Here is a 20,770-nt window from a genome sequence, read left to right as displayed (position 1 = left end):
GCACCTGCCTCCGCGCGGCTCGGCCCGGTTGCCCAGTCGTGCAGCGTGCGCCGCTCCGTGGACACGCAGGACGATCCGGTCCCTGTGCCGGCCAGCCCGAGGACGAGACGGTGGCACAGGAGGGGCAGGAAGCGGCCGATCGCGTGGGAGGCGGGTGGGTGGCCGGACTGGGAACGAGGCAGGCCCGATGATCAGGGTTCACTCCGAACCGTTGTCTCAGGGCCTCGTACACGCCGACGCGGCGCCCTCGTGCCGGTACCAGACGGTGTCCAGCTCACGGCCGTCCGGCAGGGTGTGGCGGGCCGGGCCGGGGGCCGGGACGAAGTCGGCGCGTTCCAGGGCGCGGTGGCAGGCGAGGTTCGCCGTCGCCGTGCCCGCCCGTACCGTCGGCAGACCGGCATGGCCATGGGCGAACTCCGCGCCCGCCAGAAACAGTCCAGCGCCGAGGCCCTCGTTTAGGGCGTGGGCGTACTTCGCCACCGTCTGCTGGAGTTCGGCGATCACGAGACCACCGTCAGCACGATCTTGCCTTGGAGGTGGCCCTGCGCGGCTCGCGTGTGTGCGTTGCCCGCTTCGGGCAGCGGGTAGGTGCTGTCCACCCCGACCTGGAGCTTGCCCTGGTCGAACAGGCGCCCGATCTCGGCGAGCTGGGGACCGTGGGAACGCACCTGAATGTTCGAGACCGTGATGCCCAGCCTCGCCGTCTCTTCCGGGTCGTACTCGGCGAAGAACACCGGAAGCATGGTGCCGCCGCGCTTGAGCACGGTCAGAAAGCGTGAGCTGTCCGGGCCACCGACGGTGTCGATCACCAGGTCCACACCGCTGACCACGTCCGCGGCCCGCGTCCTGGTGTAGTCGATGAACTCATCGGCGCCGAGCTCGCTCAGGAACCGCTCGTGCCGGCCCGAGGCCACCGCGATGACGTGTGCCCCCTTCCATTTCGCCAGCTGCACCGCGAAGTGGCCCACTCCACCGGCGGCCCCGTTGACCAGCACGGTCATCCCTGGCGTGATCGGCACCGGCCGGTGCACCTGGCCGGTGAAAGGAGAGGGCACGTCGTGGCCGAGATCAACCAGGTACTGCCAGGCCGTGAGCACGGCCATCGGCGCCCCGGCCGCCCGCACATGGTCGATACCGGCCGGCTTGTGAGCCAGGTCCGACGCCGGCGCGGCCACGTACTCGGCGTACGTCCGGCCGTCGAATCCGGGGAACCGCAGCATGCCGAAGACCTCGTCACCGACGGCGAATCCCAGCACGTCCGGAGCGACCGCCTGGACCACACCCGACATGTCCGTTCCGGGGATCAGCGGGAACTCCAGCGCCGGCCTCATCTCGGCCGGCATGACCTTCATCCCCTCACGCAGGTACCAGTCCGGCGGGTTGACGCCCACCGCGTGCACCCGGACGAGCACCTCGCCCGGGCCGATCTCGGGAACCGGCACCTCGTCATACCGCAAAACTTCCGGCCCGCCCGCTTCATGAAACTGGATCGCCTTCATCGCGCCTGTCGCTTTCCTGAGGAATCGTTGCTCCTTCAGTCAAGGCCCAGGACGGCACGGCCGTCCAAGACCGGTTCGGCAACCTGATCATTCCGAAACGGCATGACGCGTACGGTGGAAGGGTGAACGATCTCGGACAGGACCTGGAACTGCGGCTGGTGCGCTACTTCACCGTGGTGGCGGCGCATCAGCACTTCGGCCGGGCCGCCGCCGAGCTGCACGTGGCCCAGCCGGCGCTGAGCCGCCAGATCCAACGGCTCGAGAAGTACCTCGGCGTACGGCTGCTGGACCGCGTCCCCCAGGGCACCCGGCTCACTGCGGCCGGCCAGAAGTTCCTCCCTCGGGCCCAAGCCCTGCTGCAGGCCGCCCGCCAGGCCGAGTCGGCCGTGCGCGCACAAGCCGAGACCGAACGAATCGCCATCGGCTACGTCGAAGACCTGGTGATCACCGCCGCCGTACGGGAACTGCGCCGTCGTCATCCGGACGCCGAGATCGCCACCCGGTACCTGAGCTGCCGCGACGTCGGGGCGCTGTCCGACAAGCGCGTCGACGCCCTGATCGCGCGGGCCCCGCTGCCGTTCGCCGCCGACGATGTGCTCACCACCCCGCTGTACGAGGAGCCTCGGATGCTCGCGGTCCCGCGCGGCCATCCCTTGGCCGACCGCGCGTCGGTGACCGCGGAAGAACTGGCCGGCGAGGAGGCGGCGCCGTGCGCGTTCGAGACCGCGGACTGGACTTCCTACCGGATCCTCGGGGCCGGTGTGCCGCCGATCGAGAGCTACGAGGACAAGCTCGAACTCGTCGCGAGCGGCAGGGCGATCGCCGTGCTACCGGTCGGTGATCGGCGTAGCTCACTACGTCCCGACCTCGTCACCGTCCCGATCGAGGACGCTCCCCCCAGCCAGGTCGTCCTGGTCAGCCGCAAGGGCGACCAGAATCCGATGATCAGGAATCTCCGGCTGGCTGCCAAGACCTTCCTGACCGCCCCGGCAGCCTGACCAGCGGGGCGCGGGTGTCGTCGTCGACGACGGTCAAGGTGAGTTGGAACGGGAAGCCCGTCTTGTTCTCACGCCCGTGTCCACGGCCAACCGCCGCTCACGACGCTTGCGTTGGTCTATCGGGTCGGGGACGGGTGCGGCTGCCACCAGGCGCTGGGTGTACTCGTGCCGTGGCCGGTCGCACACGTCGACGCTGCTTCCCTCCTCCACGATGCGCCCGTGTTGCAGGACCAGGGTGCGGGCGGCGAACTCCTTGACGACGGCGAGGTCGTGCGTGATGAACAGATAGGCGCAGCCGAGGGTGTCCTGGAGTTCGGTGAGGAGGTTCAGCGTGGCGGCCTGGGTGGTGACGTCCAGGGCACTGGTCGGCTCGTCTCAGATGATGAGCCGGGGCTTGCGGGCCACCGCCCGGGCGTTGGCGATGCGTTGACGCTGACCTCCGCTGAACTGTGCCGGATACCGGTCGGCCGCGTCCTCGGGCAGCCCGACGCGGCGCAGCAACGCGCCGATGTGCTCACGGACCTCATGGGGCGCGCGGGACGAACCGACGAGCAGGGGCTCGGCCAGTGTCCGGCCCACGGGCAGCGCGGGGTTGAGCGACCCGTAGGGGTTCTGGAAGATCGCCTGGAGGTCGGAGGCCAGCAGTCGGCGGGCCCGGCCGGTGAGGCGGGTGACGTCCCGCCCGCGGAGCAGGACGCGCCCGCCGCTGACCGGGGTCAAGCCGAGTACCGCCCTGCCGATGGTGGTCTTGCCCGAGCCGGACTCGCCCACGAGGGCGACCGTCTCGCCGTGACCGACCTCGAACGACACGTCCTCGATCACGGTGGTCGGGGGCTTGCGGAAGCCACGGCCCGGATAGCGGACGGCGAGGCTCTCGATCTGGAGTACGGGGGTTCCGGTCACGCGATCCTGCCCTCGGTGCGAGCGATGCTGGGGGTGCTCTCGATGAGCTTCTTCGTGTACGGGTGCCGGGGCCGGTAGAAGATTGTCCGTCGTCGACGCGCTCGATCAGCGCGAGCCGTCGGCCCGCCCCATCGAGGACCCGCTGCGGATCGAGGTACGGGAGTCCTCCTGAGGCGAGGCCCGCGGCAGCCGATGCCGATGCCGTGGCCGTTGCCGTTGCCTGCGGAAGCCGAAGCCGACCGTCCGGGGAGCCGAGGCCGGGGGCTGTGGAGGCGTGCCCCGGTGACTCGCTCCCGGAACCGGTCGGGCTCGGTCAGGTGGTCATGGCCTCCCGGACGAGGGCGGTGTCGACGAACTGTTCGAAGCGGACGATGAGGCCGCCGCGTACGACGAAGTGGTGGGCGACACGGACGTTCATCGGCTTGCCGGTGGCCTTGTGTACGGCTGTATATCGGGCGAGGACGACGACGTTCTCGCCGTCGACGACATAGGTGTCGTCGTGGGCGGTCCAGCCGTCCCAGTCCTGGCCGAGCTTCTCCATGACGTGGGAGGTGACCCCGTCGGGTGTGCGGTAGGTGCCGGCGAGGGGGAAGCCCGCCATCTCCGTCCACTCCACATCGGGGGCAAGGGTGGCGCGCAGGGCCGTCAGATCGCCCGCCGCGGAGGCGAGGTACTGACGCCGTACGACGTCGGCGGGCGCGGTGGAGGTGGCGAACTCGCTCATGCTCAGCCCCACTTCATCTCACCCTTGGCGACCTTCGCGCCGATCTGGGCGGCGATCCGCATCCCGTTGTCCGGGTAGCGCGCGACGAGCGCCTCGGTGAGGGAGGCGCCGTCGGCGGCCTTGTCCAGTTCCTCCTCGAAGGCGAGCAGGTACTCGCGGGTGGCGGTGATGGCGGAGGCGTCGGCCGGAGTGCCGGGCAGGCGGTGGCCGGGGGCGACCAGGTCCGGCCGGAGCGCGGCCATCTCGTCCAGCAGGTCGATCCAGGACGCGCGGTCGCCCGGGGTGGGGGTGTCGGCGACCCAGACGTGCTCCTGCTGGAAGAGCAGGACGCCACCGAGGAGGGCGCGGTGGTCGGCCTGCCAGAGGTAGTGGCGGTCGGGCAGACCGGCCGGGCCGCCACGCAGCTCGAATCGGTGGCCCTCCAGGGTCAGGGCATCGCCGGTCAGCGGGGCGAGGTCGACCAGACGGGTGGGCAGGTTCGGGCCGAGCGCGGCCCAGGCCTTGAGCTTGCCCTCGTAGGAGTGCGCGATGTGCTCGATGACGAGCGGGGTGGCCACGAACCTCGCCTCGGGGAAGGCGTCGGCGATCACTTCGGCGCCGAAGTAGAAGTCGGGGTCGCCGTGGGAGACGAAGACGGTCGTCAGCGTCTTGCCGGAGTCGAGGATCTCGGCGGCCAGCCGGTGACCGTCGGCGCGGGTGAAGCCGGCGTCGACCAGCAGCGCCTCGTTCTCGCCGGTGACGAGGGTGGCGGTCTTGTTCTTGACACCGGCAGGGAAGTCGAGGTCGAGGACCTTGAAGGAGAGGGCGCTCACGGGGACTCCTTGAGGGGGAGGGAGTGGGAGTGGGTCAAGAGGTTCGGGCAGGCGTGGGATCGTCCACCCGGGGACCGATCATCTGACAGAACAGTAACTGACTCGTCAGATATTTCGCGAGATGCGTGTGAGGCGGGGCACAGGCCGTGGTGAAAGCCCGCGCCGCTGGAGCGTCGGCGTCCGGGTCAGGGCAGTCGGGGCAGCACGTCCCGAGCCGTGTGGCTGAGGATGCGAAGGTCCTCCGCGAACCGCTCGCGGTCCGCCGCCGGCAGGGGGGCGACGAAGTGCTCCTTGATGTTCTCCACATGGACCCGGGCGGCGCGCACCGTCGTCTCCTCGCCGAGCGGGGTCAGCCGGACCAGCTTTCCGCGCCGGTCGGTGGGGGACTCCACCCGGGTCACCAGCCCGGCCGCCTCCATACGGTCCACGAGCCGGGTGACGCCGCCCGTGGTGAGGACCTGCTCCTGGGCGATGGTCCGCATGGCCAGTCCCGGCTCGCCCGCCCGCCCGAGGATCAGCAACACCTCGAACACCAGATGGCTGATGCCGCACTCGACTTCGAGGGCCCGCCCGAGGATGTACTCCAGCCGGTTGGCCGCACCCTGCAGCCGCCCGAACGCGAGGACGAGTTCGTGGTCGGCGGCCTCCTTGGCCGTACTGATGCCTGCCTGCTCGCTCACGGCCACGCCGCCCCTCTCCCGGTCCCGACTGCCACCGTACCGATCATGCCTCGGGTGAACGGGTGGCAGTCGCACCGGCCTCGGGCCGCCGCTACGCCCCGGGGTGCAGCCCGAGCCGGCCGGGTGTGGGATCGCCCCGGCTTTCCGTAGACCTGCGCTGACTGCGAACCACGTTTCTGTCGCTGCTCGTCACGCACGCGTCTGCCCGCCCCGCCGACTGCAGGGCATCGGTCCACAACGTGCGGCGTCGCCAGACGGCAATGACGGTGGCCTTCATCGTGGTCTGCTTCTTCTTCCCCGAGAGGAACGCGCGCCGGTCATCGCGTCCGGTCGGGGGTCGGCGGACCTGGATCTCCGTGGCGTCCAGGCGGCGCGGCTCGATGCCCTCGGCCCGGGCGTGGGCGAACACATCCGTCGGCGTCCGAAGACGCAGGCCGGGACGGCCTGGGACCGTGCATCCTCGCTCCGCCAGGAGCGTGCGTACTTCTGCGACCGCGCGGGTGACGGTGGAGCGGTCGACGCCGAACAGCAGTCCCGCCCCTTACGATGCCCGGCTATGACCGATGACGTGCTCAACTACTCTCGACCTGGGCTCTTCACGGGCCTGGAATCGGCCCAGCTCCGGCTCATTGAGGGGATGCCGGAGGATCCCGTGGGCGTCTGTGCCGCCGTGCAGGGTCTGGTCATCCAGCCTGCGGACGCTGCGGAGTTAGGGGTTCCCGCAGGCCGGATTGCCGAGAAGAACATCAGGCCGGTCGGCAAGCTGATCACTGCCTTGACCGCTTTGGACCCAGCGCCGCTTCACCAGCCCCGAACGCCCGAGACCCGGGTGATCGGCACCTGCCGTCACTTCGCCACGATCGCCTGCGCGATCTTGCGGGCGCGGGGCATCGCCTCCCGAGCCCGGTGTGGTTTCGGCACGTACTTCCTCAAGGGTCGCGGCGTCGATCACTGGATCACCGAGTACTGGGACGAAGACCGGAACCGCTGGGTGAGGGTCGACACCGAGCACCTCGGCAAGAACTACGTCGACCACCCCGACGACCTCGCCCCGGGTGAATTCCTCACCGGGGGCGAAGCATGGCTCCACTATCGCAACAAGTCGATCGACCCGGCCCTGTTCGGGGTGGCCGGCACCGATCACGCCTGGGGACCACATGAGATCAGCGGCAACGCCGTCCGCGACCTCGCCGCGCTCTGCAAGCAGGAGACACTCAACTGGGACGAGTGGGGCCGCATGACCGCGGCCTATGAAGGCGAGACCGGTCCCGATTACGACCAGCTGATCGACGCGGTCGCCGACACCTGCGCCGAGGACGATCCGCTCGCCTTGACCCGTCTGTTCGCCCATGAGGATCTTGCACTTCCGCAGCGCTTGCTCGTTTGAACAACAGCGCCTCGGGACGCCGAGATGCTCACCGCGTTGAGCGCCCACGGAGGCATGTGCCGTCGGCTGCCGCCGCACAGCTCATCAGCGGCTGTTGCCCGGCTGGTAGACGCTGAGGTTGCCGTGGGTCGACAGAGCGTCGGCCAGGTCACCGGGTTTGTGCCGCAGCGTGGCGTCCAGGAAGGCGAGAGTGGCTGCGGCGGTGACGCGGGGGCTTTCGGTGCGGCCCAGGGAGCCGACCAGCGAGGGCACAGGCGGCAGGTACAGGGGGGCGTCCGTGAAAGTGAGGTGTGCGGCGCCGGGGACGGTGAGCCGGTAGCTGGTCGCGGTGCTGAGCTTGAGGACCTTGGTGAGGCGGGGCATGTAGCGCGGGTCGGTGTCCGGGGTGATGGCTTGGGTGAGCGCGAGCGCCGGCTGGTGGTAGGGGCGCGGATCGGGGTCGCGGGGGTAGCCGTCCAGATCGATGACGGCGTCGAACCGGCGGTCCTGGCGGGCCGCCTGCAGGGCGGCGCCGCCACCCAGGGAGTGGCCGGTCACCGCCACCCGGCCGGTGTCCAGCCGTCCGGTCAGCGGGCCGGCGATCTCACCTCGGTCCAGATGGCCCAGCTGGGTGAGGACGAAGCTGAGGTCGGCGGCCCGAACTCCCGTTGTTTCGGCGGCTCGTTCGTCGTCTTCGTCGTCGTCTCCGGTGGAGGCGATCTTGGTGTTGATCGTCCGGCCGTCGGTGAGGACGACGGCGGCGGAGTCGTACGGGTGGTCGAGGGCGGCGACCACGTAGCCGTCGCCGGCCAGTTCCTCCGCCCAGGCGGTGTTCTGGGTGCGTACTCCACCCAGCCCGGGAGAGAACAGCACGACCGGGAACCGTCCGCCGTCGCGCGCCACCGGGGCGTCGAAGACCGCATGACTGTGGGCACGAGGGACACCGTCGACCAGGAAACCGGGGAGGCCGGTATAGCGGGCGAGGGCTTGGGAGACGGTGCGCGCCTCGTGCTCCGTGCGGCCGAGGTACTGGGCCCGCCGCGCGCCGGCGGGGCTCTTTCGCGCGGGGTACCAGAGCTGGACCACGACCGTGCGCCGGTCGTCAGGGTCGGCGGTGGCGGTCTCGGGACGGTTCGGGTCGGTCCACTGCAGCACACGGGTGCCGACCGCGAAGTCGCCGGACGGCTCGGTGAACACCGGTACGGGAAAGGCCCAGGCGGCCGCCGGGCCCGTGGCGATCAGGCCGACGCAGGCCGCCGATCCCGGCAACGCCAGCCACCATCGGGCCCGCCGCGTCGGCCGGCCGGTACGGCGTCGCAGCAGGGGAGAGAGGGCGAACGGCAACGCGAAGGCGGCGCCCGCCAGTACCGGCAGCATCTGCCAGCGGATCCCCACCACGCTCAGCGCGATCGCGGACAGCACGAACACCGCTCCCGCAGCGATCGTGACGCGTGGGCGGACGGCGGCGGGAAGCCAGCGTGCCACCACCAGTGCGACGGCACCGAGCAGGGCAAGGATTTCCAGGGGGGACATGTGCGGTCCCGTGATGATGTGGGTCACCTGGCCATCGTCGGAGCGGGGTACGCGCTGCCACATCGGTCTCGGGGCGCCATCGTGTGCGACCACAGTCGCAATCCGAGGTACGCCCATGTGAGCGGCCTTGCGACCGTGGGGGGTAGCCGGGCTCCTCCTGTGGTCGTACTTCCGCGCTGTGCCATCAGACGGTGGACTCATGTGCTTCGCGGGCCCGCGGCCTACCGTTACAGGGCCGCGGTACACGCCGGGGAGCGCGGGTCCGCTCCCCGTGTCCGATCCCGCTCCGGCTGTACGTGGTGGCGGCCCCGGCTGGGGCCACGATGACGCTGAATCGACAGGGACGTGTGATGACCGAGGCGGCCGCAGAGCCCGGCGACGCCCACCCGGTGCGCCACCGGGACCGGGTGCGGCGGGTGTGGACGGCCGTACGGCTGACTGGGTACGCCGACCTGGCCTCCGCACGAGCGGCGCGGCCGATGAGAGCCGCCCGGCGCTGGGGCTCTCGGCAGCCGCCCATGGTGTGGGACTCGCTGTTGCCGGCGCTGCTCCTGCTCAACATCCTGACCACGCGCGCGCCGCAGGAGCTTCCGATGGCCGTGGCCCTCACCGCGGCCCTCTCGCTGCCCCTCGTGTGGCGGCGCCGGGCCCCGCTCACGGTGTTCGGCGCCGTGGCAGCCACGGCCTTCGTCCAGTGGCTGACGGGCGTCCAACTGCCTGCGGACATCGCCTTGCTGGTGGCTCTCTACACAGTGGCCGCGCACTCGGGCCGGCGCAGCACGCTGGTCGCCGGTGCCGTCGTGGAGGGCGGGGCCCTGCTGGCCTGTCTGCGCTGGGCGACGGACGGCGCGTTCCTGACCCCCTTCGTCGCGGTGACCGCGATGGTCGTCGCCGCCGCCGTCCTGGGGGTGAATGTGCGGACCACGCGCGCCTACCTCGCGGCCCTTCAGGAACGGGCCGTACGACTGGAGCGACAGCAGGACCAGCAGGCGCGACTGGCCGTCGCCGAGGAGAGGACACGTATCACCCGGGAGATGCACGACATCGTCACCCACAACCTGTCCGTCATGGTCGCGCTCACCGACGCCGCCGTCTACGCGCAGCGCCGGTCGCCCGACAAGGCCACCGCCGCGATGCTCCAGATCTCCGAGACGGGCCGGCAGGCCCTGACCGACATGCGGCGCTCGTTGGGCGTCCTGCGGACCGACGAACCGGACGCGGAGCGCCATCCGCTGCCCGGCATCGCACAACTGGCCGCCCTCGCCGACCAGATGTGCGCCGCCGGGCTGCCGACCCGCGTCGAGGTCCAGGGCGCCCCCACGCACATCCCCGCCACCGCACAACTGACCGTCTACCGCCTGGTACAGGAAGCCTTGACCAACACCCTCAAGCACACACCCTCCGGCACCCACGCGAAGGTACGGATCCAGTGCTCGACCGAGACCGTCGCGGTGGACGTCACCGACAGCGGCCCCCGTCCGCCACGGTCCGGCGCCACCCCGTCCGGCCACGGCATCCCCGGCATGCGCGAGCGCGCGGCCGCCTACGGGGGGACGTTGCGGGCCGGGCCGCTCCCGGGCGGCGGCTGGGGAGTCCACACCCGCCTCCAACTCCGCGGCAGCGGAGCGGCGTCCGCATGACGATCCGCATCCTGATCGCCGACGACGAAGCCCTGCTCCGTATGGCCTTCAGCACGGTCCTGGAGACCCAGCCCGACATGGCCCCGGTCGGCGAAGCCGCCGACGGAATCCAGGCCGTACGCCTCGCCCGGGACCTGCGCCCCGACGTCGTCCTCATGGACGTCCGGATGCCCGGGACCGACGGGATCGAGGCGACCCGGCAGGTCATCGGGATCTCCCCGCGGAGCAGGGTACTGATCCTGACCACCTTCGACCTCGACGAATACGCCTTCACCGCACTCAACGCCGGAGCCTCGGGCTTCCTGCTGAAGAACACCAGGCCCGAGGAACTGCTCACCGCGATACGCAGCGTGGCCGCGGGCGACGCGGTGGTCTCCCCGCGGATCACCCGCCGCCTGCTGGAGAACTTCCGCCCGCACATCCCCGACGGCAGCAGCGCCGAGCACGACGAGCGGCTGAGCCGGCTCAGCGCCCGTGAGCGTGAGGTGCTCATCCAGGTGGGCCGTGGTCTGTCCAACGCCGAGATCGCGGCCGCCCTGTACCTCGCGGAGGCGACCGTGAAGTCCCATCTGGGGCGAATCCTGCACAAGCTCGAACTCCGCGACCGGATCCAGGCCGTGATCTTCGCCCACGAAAGCCGCCTCATCCACCCGGCATGAGAGCGGCAGGGAGCGCATCGACACCGAGTTCGCCAAGCCGATCGGCACCCTGGCAGGTACCCGATCTGATCAGCATCGTCCGACGGTGCGCGTCAGGCTCAGCGGGCGGCACCTTCGCCCCTGAAGGCCTCGAATCGCGGTCTGTCAGAAGTTCTGCCGGCAACACCGGTTTCCTGGTCCGTTCCTACTCGGAGCCAGGCTCTGACGCGCGCGCTGGGCCGGTTCCCAGCCGAGCCAGTTCGCGCGCAGCGGGGTGGCGTCGGCGTACAGGCGGCGGATCGATCGGCACGTGAGGACACAGGATCGATTACCGGGGCGCGCTGACTGGCCCGGCCTCCGCCACAGCGGCGGAAGCGCTCGCAGCGTAGGGCGGGATGGGGAGCCGCCGGAGGCCGACGCGTACAACCCCTGTGCATCGCCGGGTGCCGGGCGCTGTCAGTCCTCCTCGACGACCCGTACCGTCTTCAGTCGCCGGTCGGCCGCGTCCGGCAGGAACATGCCCGCCTCGACTCCTGTGACCAGGTAGTCCAGCACCGGCTCGGTCAGTCGTTCGCCGGGCAGGACCACGGGGATACCGGGTGGGTAGGGAGTGATCATCTCGGCGGCGATCCTGCCGACGGCCTCGGCGGTGGGGACCTTCGCATGGTGCGCGAAGTAGGCGTCCCGGGGCAGGCGGGCCTGCTCCATCCGCAGATCGGCCGGGGACGGGACGGCGACCTGAGGGGCGTCCCGCAGTTCGGTGGCGTGGTCGGCCAGATCGCGCAGGGCGGTGAGGAGACGAGTGGTGGTCTGTTCGTCGTCGGCATGGGTGAGTTGTGCGCTCACGCGCCGGTGGTCGAACAGGTGGGCGTCGATGTGATGGTGGGTTCGCAGCCAGTCGGCGGCGCGGTAGCCGCTGGTGCCCAGTTCGCTGATGTCCATGACGACGGGGAGGGGGTCGAAGTCGTCGGCGAGGCCGGGGCCGCAGAAGTCCTTCGCGTCGTGGACGTGAAAGCCGTGGATCGTCTCGATGGCCGTGCGGGTGCGCGCGGCCAACTTCAGGGCTTGGCCGATGAGTTCGTGACCGTACTGAACCATCTGCCGGCGCCACGCGTCGATGCCGGCGTAGAGCAGGACGTTCGGGCTGGTGGTGCCGAGAAGGTCGGCCCGCGAGGCCAGTTCGGCAGGGTCGATGAGGTCGCCCTGCAGGTGGAACACCGAACCCTGTTCCAGGCCGCTGCCCATCTTGTGGATGCTGGTCACACAGATGTCGGCGCCCGCGTCCATCGCCCACGACGGCAGGTCGTCGTGGAAGGGCAGGTGCGCACCCCACGCCTCGTCCACGATGAGCGGCCTGCCGCGCCGGTGACAGACATCGGCGATTCCCGCGAGGTCGGCCGCGGATCCGTACGGGGTCGGGCTGGTCACCAGAGCCCCGTCGGCATCGGGATGCTCTGTGAACGCCTTCTCGTAGGCGGCCGCCGACGGAGGATGGGCGAGGTGCCGGGAGGTGTCCCACTGGGGTTCCACCCACACCGGCTCCACGCCCGACAGGATGAGTCCGGCGACCACCGACTTGTGCGCGTCCCGTCCGACGAGGAGCCGATGGCCCGGGCAGGCCACCGCCAGCATGGCGGCCTTCACAGACAGCGAACTGCCGCACGTCGAGAAGAACGTGTGGTCCGCGTGCACCGCGTCGGCCATGAGGTGCTCGGCTCGCGCCAGTACACCGCCCCGGGCGAGCCGGTCGTCCAGGCCGCCGTTGGCCAGGACGTCGCCGAAGAAGACGGCGTCGCCCAGAACCGCACGAGCGCGTGGGTCCGCGCCACGCGCCTGTTTGTGCCCCGGGGGCGTGAACCCCAACTCGTCCGCGTTCCCGTATCGGACGAGCGCTTCGAGAATCGGGGCCTCATCGTGGTTCGTACCCATGGGGCCCCGGGTTCCCCGCATCCTGGCCCGCACGCCATCCGAGCCCCAGCTCACGGAAGGGCACAACGGCCGTGCGCCAACGGTGGATTGTCCGGGGAACTCGGGAACTCGTCCTCATGGCCCCGCGCGGGGCGGCGGTCAGTTAGGCCCATGCCAAACCAACGAGCCCTGGACCTCCGAGGCACCGTTCTACCCAGGTGCCTCCCATCCGCCCGATCTCCTACCCTGTGCCGGGGCGGCTGAGCAAGGGGGACCGGCGATGAGCATGTACTTCGACATCGGTGACGAGACGCTGTGGAACCCGTCGAACGGTGCCGGCCGCCTCTTCCTACGGCAGGTCGAGGTCTTCGAGGCCGAGCTCAAGCTGGCCTCGGGAATCGGCCAGGGCAAGTATGGGGGCGACCCGGACACACTCGAGGTCGATCCGGCCGTGTACGCGGAGTTCGTACGCGGCCTGGTCGCCTGGCACTGCCGGACACGGCAGACCGTGATCCTCGCGCTCTCCGAGGGGTTCGTGGCGACGGCGGTCGCGCTCGCGCGGCGCGCGGGAATCGAGGTGGAGATGCCCGAACCAGGGACTGGCCATGTGTGTGGTGGCGTCCAGCGCGACGTGCAAGTCCCCACCAATCCCCGGACCGCGTCAGCCACCGTCGTCACCACGCTGGACACGCGGGCACGGGAGATGGACCGCTGGATGGCCCGCTGAGCCGGCCCCTCAGGCGCGCCCGAAGTCCGGGCAGTCGAGCTTCTTCGCCGAACTCGGACAACAGCGCCGCACCGTCGCCACCAAGGTCATCGGTCAGGTGATCGATGCCACAGTTCCTGACCCCGGCCCTCTGTCACGTCTCTTCCCGGGTCAGTCCGGTTCTCTGTCCGTGGGAGGGGGCCAGGGATCCACGACACGCAGGAGGGGCGAGAGCAGGCTCAGCGAATAGGCGGTCCGTTGGGAGTCCGCGCCTTCGGGCGGGTCGGTCAGCGCGGTGGCGGCGCGGCGCAGCAGGCGCAGTGCGCCGGTCACCAGCCGGGGGCTGGGGCGCAGTGCGAGGACGGAGCCCGCTTGGCGGGCCAGATGCGGCCACTGGATCTGGTGGGTGAGGAGCGCCGCGAGCCTGATCGCGGCCGTGACGGGGCCGCGGTTGGTCGGAAGATGTTCCCGTAGCAGGCCGACACACGGCCGGGCCAGCTCGCTCTCGGCGTCGGCGATGGCGAACTGGACGGTGAAGGCTCGGGCGATGTCGTCGACGGCCTCGTCGTACCGGCCCGTGTACACGCGGACCACGCCGCGGCCCGCCAGCGCCCACGGCCATCGCGGGGCACCGGAGAGGGCCTGGCAGAAGTCCTGTTCCGCTTCGGCCAGCCGCCCTGCCTCCCACCGCAGCCAACCGCGCATCGCGAAGGCCAGCTCCTGCGCGTCGTCGAAGGAGACGGCACGATCGAGGTCGGACAGGGCTTCGGCATCGCGCCCAAGACCGTGCAGGGCCCAGGCGCGGAGTGTGTACGGCCAGCCGCGGCCGCGCGGACCGTGTTCATCCGGGTCGGCCAGGCTCTGGTCGGCCTGCTGGAAGGCCTCCGCGTGCCGCCCGAGGGCTAGGAGCAGGTCGGCCAGATGGACGCGGTACCAACTCGATTCGGAGTCCAGGTCGGCGGCCCGCGCGGCGTCGCGGACTGCTTCGTCCCACCGTTCCAGCCGCCACAGGCATCGCGACCGCTCCGCGTAGGCCCAGGTGTAGTACGGATCGATGGCGAGCGCACGGTCCAGATTCTCCAGCGCCTCGTCGTAGCGCTCCTGAAAGCGGTAGAGCTCGGCGCGGCTGGCCAGCGCCCATTCCTGTTCGGGGTCGAGGTCGACGGCCTGGTCGAAATCAGCGAGCGCTTGCGTCCGGTGCCCGGCTCTCAGGTGGATACGTCCCCGGACGACGTAGGTCCAGGCCCCATCGGGCTGGGCACGGATCGCCCGGTCCAGGTCGGCGAGGGCGTCCTCGACGTTCCCCATCGCCTCGTGGGTGAAGGCACGCTCCACCAGGGCGTCACCGTGCTGCGGCTCCAGAAGCAGTGCGGCGGTGAGATCGGCGAGCGCCGCCTCGTACCGTTCGGCACGCCGGTGGAGACGCCCCCGGACGACCCGGGCACGCAGCGGTCCCGCGGTGCCCCATCCGGAGTGAGCGAGGAGCGCGTCGAGGACGGCCATGACGGTCAGGGCGTCGTCCCGGGCTGCGGCGGTCAGCCGTTGCCCCCAGGCCGTCAGGCTCTCGTCCGCGGTGTCCGTCCCGGCCTGCGCGAGCAACTGTGCCCAGCGCCGTGCCGTGCCGGCTCCGTGCTCGCAGGCATGGACGGCCTCCATGAGCGCCTCGGGCAGGGCACGGCGCGGATCGGCGCACAGGCGGTGGTAGGTCTCGTTCGACCGATGCTCGCGCCATGCCGCGTCCCCCCAGAGCTCCGGGGCCGGTACGACCTCCTCACGTTCCGCCCGCCAACCGCGGAAGGTCTCCGCGAGCAGGTCGTGCGCGGCATGCCAGCGGGCGGGGGACTGGATGCGCTGCAGCCGCAGCATGGGGGCGCGTACGACCTCGTGATACCGGCATCGTCCGGCCTGGTCGGTGACGAAGGCGAGTCGGCGCACCCACGCGTACTGCTCGGCTGCCCCCGCAGGGGCGAGGGCACGGTAGACGTCCTCGTCGAACTGCAGAGGCAGGGCCAGGGCCAGGGCGGCGGCCCGCCGTGCCGGGTCCGTCTCCCACTTCAAGAACCGCTCCACCGCCGTACCCGATGGATCGCCCACGGTCCGGGCCGAGTCGGGCCGGGCCTGCGCCAGGGTGTGCACCAGTACGGGGAGCCTGCCGGACAGACTCAGCACCACCTCGACGACCCGCTCGTCGGTGACACCCCGCAGCGCCAGCAGCGCCCGCGCCTCCTGCTCCGTGAACACCTCCAGCGGCACCTCCGTGACCAGGTCGAGCCAGTCGCCCCAACTCCGGGCATCCAGACGGCCCTGCCCGGACAGCACGATCTGTACGTTGGCCGGCAGTACGCCGTGCGCCTCGCCGAACGCGATGTCACGCAGCCACTCGTCGAGCACCGGGCCCGTTCGCTCGTACACGTCGAAGAACAGCACCACCAAGGGCCGCCGCCGCGCCACCTCGGCCAGGTCCTGAAGGAACACCGGGGTCAGACCGCGCACCGGGTCCATGACGAGTTGTACGTCGTCGTGGGATCGCAACCGCGCGCCGAGCGCGGCCCGCAACCGGTCCGCGCCCTGGGCGACCTGCTGCGGATCCACGGCGCCGGCGAGCGCCCCGACGACCGGCACCATCTGCAGGCCGGCCAGACCCACCTGCGCGGCGACCGCCCCCGGGAGCGAGGCCGTGGGCGGCTGCGCCGTGCTGCCGTCGTCCGCGGCCGCCTGCGTGTCCCGTGCCGACTGCGCCTCATGGCTGCGCTGGCGGAACGTGGCCAGCAGTCTGTCGAACCGGCGCAGCTCCAACCCCTGGCGGCCCAGCCGCTCTCCGACCGCCTCCATCGCCTCCACGGCACTGTGCACACCGTCGTCGAGGTACACCGTCGTCGCGCCGTGATCGCGGGCGACCGCCTCCCACTGCCGCAGCAGCGAGGTCTTGCCCACACCGGCGTTGCCGCGCACATGGAAGAGGAACTGGTAGTCGTCGCTCTCCGGATCCCGGGCGAGGTTCTCCCGGAACGCGTTCATCTCCCCGCGGCGCCCCACGAAGCCGCTCCGGCGCCGACGCCGGATCAACTCCTGCCGCGCCGGACGCTGGTCTGCCATCCCGCACCCCCGCCGCCAGTATGGCAAAGGGTCCCCTGGCCCGGAACCGGGTCACGATCGCCCGGCCCGAGCCGTCCTTCGACGGAACGAACATCCCAACTTTCGGCAGCGGCAAGCAAGTTGACGAGGCCGGCCCGCGTTCTGCCAGGTGCATTTCGTTGTTGGCCAGGCGTCGAACCCGAAGCGTCGTGTCAGGAGCGAGTCTTCCGATGGGCCAGGAAGGCGAAGACCGCCAGAATCACTCCGCCCGCTACTGCGATCACTCCGAGCACGATCGGCACGGTGTCGCCCGTGACTGTTCCTGCGATGCACGCACATATTCCGCCGATGATCGAAATCGCGGAAAAGGTTCGCACTCCCTTGATCGCATCACTCATCGACGCGTCCCTCCCTCGCATCCCAGCGCTCCTTCCGAAATTCGCGGGCGACTGTCGGGTCGGTCGGGAATCAATTCCCGACCCAATCCCGGCCCAATCCCGACCCAACAGTCATATGCAGTGGCCGTATACCCCTGTTCGGCTATTCCGTGCGCGTCACCCGTAGGTGAGGATGTCCGCTCCGTAGTATCCAGCGGTACCTCCAAGCGCGCAGCTGGTGACCACGGCAGTACCAGCGCCTACGGCACTGCCGACTCCCGCGCCGACCACACCGCCGACCGCGGCGGCGTAGGTGATGACTCCGGTTTCCGCCGCGGCTCCGACTCCCGCCAGGCAACCCGTGACGACGCCGAAAACATCGCTGCCCTTGTCGAGCAGGTCGGAGAAGCTGAACAGCCCGGTGGGGTCGCTGTTGTTGATGGGGTCTCCGGCCGCGTACAGGTAGGGGTTCTTCTCCTGCCCCGACGGGTCGGGCTGGGTGAAGCGGCCGACTTGGGGGTCGTAGTAACGGGCGCCCATCTTGTACAGGCCCGTCGGGTCCAGGTAGGCGCCGCTGTAGCGGAACGGCTGGGGCGCCGCCTCCGTGGGCGTCGCTCGCGGCAGACCGGCCGGGCCGTAGGAGTAGGTGTGGGTGCGCTTGCCCGAGTCATCGACCAGGCCCAGGACATTGCCGGTGGCGTCGGTGAGGTAGTAGTAGGACTTCCCCCCGGTCGTCATGGAGTTCAAGGTGCCCGTCGGCTCGCGGACGAATCCGGTTTCGACGTCGTTCGTCGTCGTGGACGCGAGTCCCAGCGCGGTGTGGTGGAACCAGGTCGAACCCAGCTTCGTGCGCTCGGAGTTGTCGGTGCCCGCGTGCACCAGGTCGTAGGCCGTGCCGCCGACCGTGATGCCGGACAGCTGGCTGTGGTCCGTCCACGTCTCGTTCGTGCGCGCGCTCGCGGCGACCCGTCCGCCGGCGGTCTCGTTGCCGACCTTGTCGTACGACCACGGCGTCGCCGAGCCCGTCAGACCGGTCAGCTGGGAGGCGTCGTTGTAGGTGAACACCGCGCTGCCCGGGCAGGTGGAGGCGCTGCCGTCCTGGGAGGTGAGGTTGCCGGCCTTGTCGAAGCAGTACAGCCAGGATGCCGTCCGCGTGCCCGCCGCATCGGCCTCCAGCGCGTAGGACAGACGGTCCTGGGAGTCGTAGGTGTAGGTGGTCCTGCGCCCGGTGGCGTTGTCGGTGCGGGTGCGGATCTTGGTGGTGTCCTTGCCCGCGTTGGTGTAGCTGTAGGCGAGGTTGGTCAGGACCGTGGTCCCGGACACGGACTTGACGGTCTCGGGACGGCCGTTCTTGTCGATGCCGACGGACTGGGTGGTGCCGCCGGGGTAGACGGTCTTGGTGCGCCTGTCGTTGTTGTCGTAGTCGAAGTCGGTCTTCTTGCCGGCCGGGTCGGTCAGGTGGTCCAGGCGGCCCGCGGCGTCCCAGGTGTAGTCCGTCCTGCCGGTCGGGTCGGTGTAGTGGTCGACGTCGCCGCCCGGGGTGTAGGCGAGCGCGGTCTGAGCGCCGTTCTGCAGGGTGCGGACCTTCTCCCGGTTGAGCCTGTCGTAGTCCCACTTCGTGGTGCCGGAGGCGTCCGTACGGGACTTGAGGTTGCCGTCGCCGTCGTAGGAGTAGGTGACGGTGACATTGGTGGAGGACACCGTCTTCACGCGGTCGCGGGTGTCGTAGCCGTACACCGTCTTGATGCCGCGTCCGTCCGTCGCCGTCTCCACCCGGCCCAGCGCGTCATAGGTGTACGTGGTGGCGCCCAGCGGCGCGGGCGGGGTGACCTTCTTCAGATTGCCCTGCGCGTCGTAGGTGAAGGAGGTGACCTTGCCGTTGCCGTCCTTGGCCGTGCAGCGCTGGCCCTCGAAGCCGTCACAGGTCGGGGTGGCCTTGTTGTACGTGTACTCACGGGTCGCGCCCGCGGTGCCGGAGGTGGTCACCGACATCGTGTTGCCGTTGGCGTCGTACTTGAAGGAGTCCTTGCGACCGTCCGCGCTGGTGAAGTCGTTGGGCAGGTCGGTGCCCGCGATCGTCTGGTACGCCGTCACCGACGCCGTCGCCCCCAGGGGGAGCTTGGCTTGGCCGAATTGGCGTTGTTGCGGGCGTCCCAGCCGTACGTGGTGGTGCTGCCGCCGGTGCCGTCCGCGCCCGTACCCATGGCGTCCGTGGCCGTTTGCAGCAGATGGTTGGTGTACTTGCTGTGGCGGGAGTGCTGGAGCGGGTCGGTGACCTTGGTGACCTCACCGTCCCCGTTGTGCGTGTGGACCGTCCTGTCGCCGTCGGGGTCGGTGACCGTGGTCGTGCCCTCCGCCGAGGGGGTGGTGGCCGAGTAGTCGAAGCGCCAGGTCGGTCCTGTGTGACCGCTGCCGGTGGACTCGGTGGCGCGTTGCATGGAAGTGACGCGGTTCTGGCCGTCGTAGGTGAACAGGGTGACCGTGCCCTCGGCGGTGGTCACCTTCGTCACGCGGCCGTCGCCGTCGTACTCGTACATCGTGGCCTTGCCGGCGGTGTCGGTCGTCTTCGCCAGGTTGCCGTGCGCATCGAGGTCGAACACGGCGGTACGGCCGGTGTGGTCCTTGGCCTGCCACTGGTCGGCGTACGTCTTGGCCAGTTCGATCCACCGGCCGGACCGGGTCTCGGTCAGCTTGAAGCCCTTGTGCGCGTCGCCCTCGCCGTGCTGGTCGACGGTGATGGCACCCTTGTTCTTGTCCTCCACCTTCAGCAGCGTGCCGTTCGCGTCGTAGGTGTCGCGGCTGCCGGACTTGCGGTCGGTGAGGGTGTAGGTGCCGTCGCTGTTCTTCCTCAGGTCCTTCGAGTAGCCGGTCGGGGTGGTGTAACCGCCGGTGCTGGTCTGCTTGAAGCGCAACGTGTCGCCGGTGGCGTCGAAGACGTCCACGCCACCGTCGTGGACCTGGAGATAACGCTCGTACGCCTGCCACCAGCGCTGGGAAACCTTGCCCCACGGCGCTTCCAGTGAGTTGTACGTCCGGGTCAGCTGGAGTTTCTGGCCGACGCCGGCGATGTCGAAGTCCGTGGCGGCCAGCATCAGGTTGCCGTTGGACAGGTTCGTCCGCGCGACCAGGGAGTCGCTGAGGCGGGTGTCGAGGAGGCGGTGCCAGGGCACTTGGCCCTGACCCTCGGGCACGTACGGAGTCGCGTCGGGAGCGGCAGCGGCAGCGGCGCTGGTCCGGGCTGTATCCGTCTTCCCGGCGGAGCGGGCCTTCTGCGTGGAGCGCCAGGCGGTCACCTCGGACGACGGCTCGGTCTCGGCCCGGGAGGCCGGGGCCTTCGTCACGCCGGTCGGCGTGGCCGGCGCCTCGACCTTCGTCGGCTTCGTCCACGGGCTTTCGGGCTTGGGCAGTTCGGGTTCGGGAGCGGCTGCCAGAACGGGAGCGGCGGCCACGACCAATGCCGCCGTGGTGATGGCGGCGGCGAGAGCGATTCTTGGTGATCTCCGGGCACGCCGAGACGGCGTGCGTAGGGCACGCGAGTGCATCAGCTTCCCCCACAGGATTCGACCAGTGACCCCAGCGGTCACGGGTGCCGCACAAGCTGTCATAGGAAACACACAAACCGGTGCGGCGTTCCCCTGAAATCGCTTCCTATGCGGGCAGGAATCAGTCCTACCTCTTGAGGCTGTTGAACCGGGCAAATCCTTCCACGCCGTCACGGTGCGGGCCTTCATACGGGAGTTCAGCCGAGAGCGCGCGCCGGCCCTGGTTCCGCCCGGCTGCAACGAGGACCAAGACCCCTGCGCACAGGCCTCAACCGCCCCTCGCCACCGAGAAGATGTGTTTTGCATGCGTGCGGAACTGTGAGTCCGGGCACTGTCTGAACAGGTTCGCGACCGGAGCGAGGATCGCGT

The 20,770-nt window shown here is 70.1% G+C and carries 17 protein-coding genes and 2 pseudogenes; 5 read left to right on the top strand and 14 right to left on the bottom strand.

The features are described from left to right. Positions 1-216: 216 nt before the first annotated feature. Both ABT147_RS29060 and ABT147_RS29055 read right to left on the bottom strand, forming a co-directional pair. Positions 217-504 carry a GNAT family N-acetyltransferase gene (locus tag ABT147_RS29060; protein WP_351411437.1) on the bottom strand — a complete coding sequence of 96 codons (288 nt, stop codon included), beginning with the start codon at positions 502-504 and terminating at the stop codon, positions 217-219. Beyond that, positions 501-1,499: an NADP-dependent oxidoreductase gene (locus ABT147_RS29055; RefSeq protein ID WP_351411435.1), complete on the bottom strand. Its 999-nt coding sequence runs from the start codon at positions 1,497-1,499 to the stop codon at positions 501-503. The genes ABT147_RS29060 and ABT147_RS29055 overlap by 4 nt, the downstream gene beginning before the upstream one ends. Before the next feature lie 122 nt (positions 1,500-1,621). Between ABT147_RS29055 and ABT147_RS29050 the strand changes: the two genes are divergently transcribed. Then, positions 1,622-2,497, top strand: coding sequence for a LysR family transcriptional regulator (locus ABT147_RS29050; protein ID WP_351411433.1), 876 nt, complete (start codon positions 1,622-1,624; stop codon positions 2,495-2,497). A gap of 33 nt (positions 2,498-2,530) precedes the next feature. On the opposite strand, the gene ABT147_RS47435 is transcribed toward ABT147_RS29050, so the two are convergent. The 7 genes and pseudogenes from ABT147_RS47435 to ABT147_RS47430 form a co-directional block, all read right to left on the bottom strand. Beyond that, positions 2,531-2,707: an ABC transporter ATP-binding protein gene (locus ABT147_RS47435; protein WP_502983180.1), complete on the bottom strand. Its 177-nt coding sequence runs from the start codon at positions 2,705-2,707 to the stop codon at positions 2,531-2,533. Between the two features lie 165 nt (positions 2,708-2,872). After that, entirely contained in the window at positions 2,873-3,400 is a 528-nt protein-coding gene (locus tag ABT147_RS29045) for an ATP-binding cassette domain-containing protein (RefSeq protein ID WP_351411431.1), read from the bottom strand. Then, a complete protein-coding gene (locus ABT147_RS29040) occupies positions 3,397-3,483 on the bottom strand; it encodes an ABC transporter ATP-binding protein (protein ID WP_351411541.1) in 87 nt (28 codons plus the stop codon). The genes ABT147_RS29045 and ABT147_RS29040 overlap by 4 nt, the downstream gene beginning before the upstream one ends. Positions 3,484-3,713: 230 nt before the next feature. Then, positions 3,714-4,124 carry a nuclear transport factor 2 family protein gene (locus tag ABT147_RS29035; protein ID WP_351411429.1) on the bottom strand — a complete coding sequence of 137 codons (411 nt, stop codon included), beginning with the start codon at positions 4,122-4,124 and terminating at the stop codon, positions 3,714-3,716. Positions 4,125-4,126: 2 nt separating this feature from the next. Then, positions 4,127-4,936 carry an MBL fold metallo-hydrolase gene (locus ABT147_RS29030; RefSeq protein WP_351411427.1) on the bottom strand — a complete coding sequence of 270 codons (810 nt, stop codon included), beginning with the start codon at positions 4,934-4,936 and terminating at the stop codon, positions 4,127-4,129. A 185-nt stretch (positions 4,937-5,121) separates the two neighbouring features. After that, positions 5,122-5,616, bottom strand: a complete 495-nt coding sequence (locus tag ABT147_RS29025; protein ID WP_351411426.1) for a MarR family winged helix-turn-helix transcriptional regulator — start codon at positions 5,614-5,616, stop codon at positions 5,122-5,124. A gap of 196 nt (positions 5,617-5,812) precedes the next feature. Next, positions 5,813-6,151 (bottom strand): annotated as a pseudogene (locus ABT147_RS47430) (helix-turn-helix domain-containing protein); the annotation flags it as partial. Positions 6,152-6,172: 21 nt separating this feature from the next. Between ABT147_RS47430 and ABT147_RS29010 the strand changes: the two are divergent. Next, positions 6,173-7,003: a transglutaminase-like domain-containing protein gene (locus tag ABT147_RS29010; protein WP_351411422.1), complete on the top strand. Its 831-nt coding sequence runs from the start codon at positions 6,173-6,175 to the stop codon at positions 7,001-7,003. Positions 7,004-7,087: 84 nt separating this feature from the next. Here the strand turns inward: ABT147_RS29010 and ABT147_RS29005 are convergent, their stop codons facing one another. Beyond that, positions 7,088-8,578: an alpha/beta hydrolase family protein gene (locus ABT147_RS29005; protein WP_351411420.1), complete on the bottom strand. Its 1,491-nt coding sequence runs from the start codon at positions 8,576-8,578 to the stop codon at positions 7,088-7,090. A gap of 287 nt (positions 8,579-8,865) precedes the next feature. On the opposite strand from ABT147_RS29005, the gene ABT147_RS29000 reads away from it, so the two are divergent. Next, positions 8,866-10,155 (top strand): sensor histidine kinase, encoded by a 1,290-nt coding sequence (locus ABT147_RS29000; RefSeq protein WP_351411418.1) that lies wholly within the window; start codon positions 8,866-8,868, stop codon positions 10,153-10,155. After that, the gene (locus ABT147_RS28995) at positions 10,152-10,814 is read left to right on the top strand and encodes a response regulator (protein WP_351411416.1); all 663 of its coding nucleotides are present in this window, start codon (positions 10,152-10,154) and stop codon (positions 10,812-10,814) included. The genes ABT147_RS29000 and ABT147_RS28995 overlap by 4 nt, the downstream gene beginning before the upstream one ends. A gap of 435 nt (positions 10,815-11,249) precedes the next feature. Here the strand turns inward: ABT147_RS28995 and ABT147_RS28990 are convergent, their stop codons facing one another. Further along, positions 11,250-12,722, bottom strand: a complete 1,473-nt coding sequence (locus tag ABT147_RS28990) for an aminotransferase class I/II-fold pyridoxal phosphate-dependent enzyme (RefSeq protein WP_351411414.1) — start codon at positions 12,720-12,722, stop codon at positions 11,250-11,252. 259 nt (positions 12,723-12,981) lie between these two features. Between ABT147_RS28990 and ABT147_RS28985 the strand changes: the two genes are divergently transcribed. Then, on the top strand, positions 12,982-13,428 hold the full coding sequence (locus tag ABT147_RS28985; RefSeq protein ID WP_351411412.1) for a DUF6086 family protein: 447 nt from the start codon (positions 12,982-12,984) through the stop codon (positions 13,426-13,428). A gap of 150 nt (positions 13,429-13,578) precedes the next feature. Here the strand turns inward: ABT147_RS28985 and ABT147_RS28980 are convergent, their stop codons facing one another. The 3 genes and pseudogenes from ABT147_RS28980 to ABT147_RS47425 form a co-directional block, all read right to left on the bottom strand. Continuing rightward, a complete protein-coding gene (locus ABT147_RS28980) occupies positions 13,579-16,503 on the bottom strand; it encodes a tetratricopeptide repeat protein (protein ID WP_351411410.1) in 2,925 nt (974 codons plus the stop codon). A gap of 191 nt (positions 16,504-16,694) precedes the next feature. Beyond that, on the bottom strand, positions 16,695-16,880 hold the full coding sequence (locus ABT147_RS28975) for a hypothetical protein (RefSeq protein ID WP_351411408.1): 186 nt from the start codon (positions 16,878-16,880) through the stop codon (positions 16,695-16,697). A gap of 156 nt (positions 16,881-17,036) precedes the next feature. After that, a pseudogene (locus tag ABT147_RS47425) lies at positions 17,037-20,401 on the bottom strand (RHS repeat-associated core domain-containing protein). Positions 20,402-20,770 lie beyond the last annotated feature (369 nt).

Origin of the sequence: Streptomyces sp. NPDC001868 (assembly GCF_040297125.1) — a bacterium.
Lineage (GTDB): Bacteria > Actinomycetota > Actinomycetes > Streptomycetales > Streptomycetaceae > Streptomyces.
This window is presented reverse-complemented; position numbering and strand designations above follow the sequence as displayed.

Bases quoted from the DNA above. Each gene is read 5' to 3' on its own strand.
- ABT147_RS29055 (WP_351411435.1), bottom strand. From the start codon at position 1,499: ATGAAGGCGATCCAGTTTCATGAAGCGGGCGGGCCGGAAGTTTTGCGG.
- ABT147_RS29035 (WP_351411429.1), bottom strand. From the start codon at position 4,124: ATGAGCGAGTTCGCCACCTCCACCGCGCCCGCCGACGTCGTACGGCGT.
- ABT147_RS29010 (WP_351411422.1), top strand. From the start codon at position 6,173: ATGACCGATGACGTGCTCAACTACTCTCGACCTGGGCTCTTCACGGGC.
- ABT147_RS29005 (WP_351411420.1), bottom strand. From the start codon at position 8,578: ATGTGGCAGCGCGTACCCCGCTCCGACGATGGCCAGGTGACCCACATC.
- ABT147_RS29000 (WP_351411418.1), top strand. From the start codon at position 8,866: ATGACCGAGGCGGCCGCAGAGCCCGGCGACGCCCACCCGGTGCGCCAC.
- ABT147_RS28995 (WP_351411416.1), top strand. From the start codon at position 10,152: ATGACGATCCGCATCCTGATCGCCGACGACGAAGCCCTGCTCCGTATG.
- ABT147_RS28990 (WP_351411414.1), bottom strand. From the start codon at position 12,722: ATGGGTACGAACCACGATGAGGCCCCGATTCTCGAAGCGCTCGTCCGA.
- ABT147_RS28985 (WP_351411412.1), top strand. From the start codon at position 12,982: ATGAGCATGTACTTCGACATCGGTGACGAGACGCTGTGGAACCCGTCG.
- ABT147_RS28980 (WP_351411410.1), bottom strand. From the start codon at position 16,503: ATGGCAGACCAGCGTCCGGCGCGGCAGGAGTTGATCCGGCGTCGGCGC.
- ABT147_RS28975 (WP_351411408.1), bottom strand. From the start codon at position 16,880: ATGAGTGATGCGATCAAGGGAGTGCGAACCTTTTCCGCGATTTCGATC.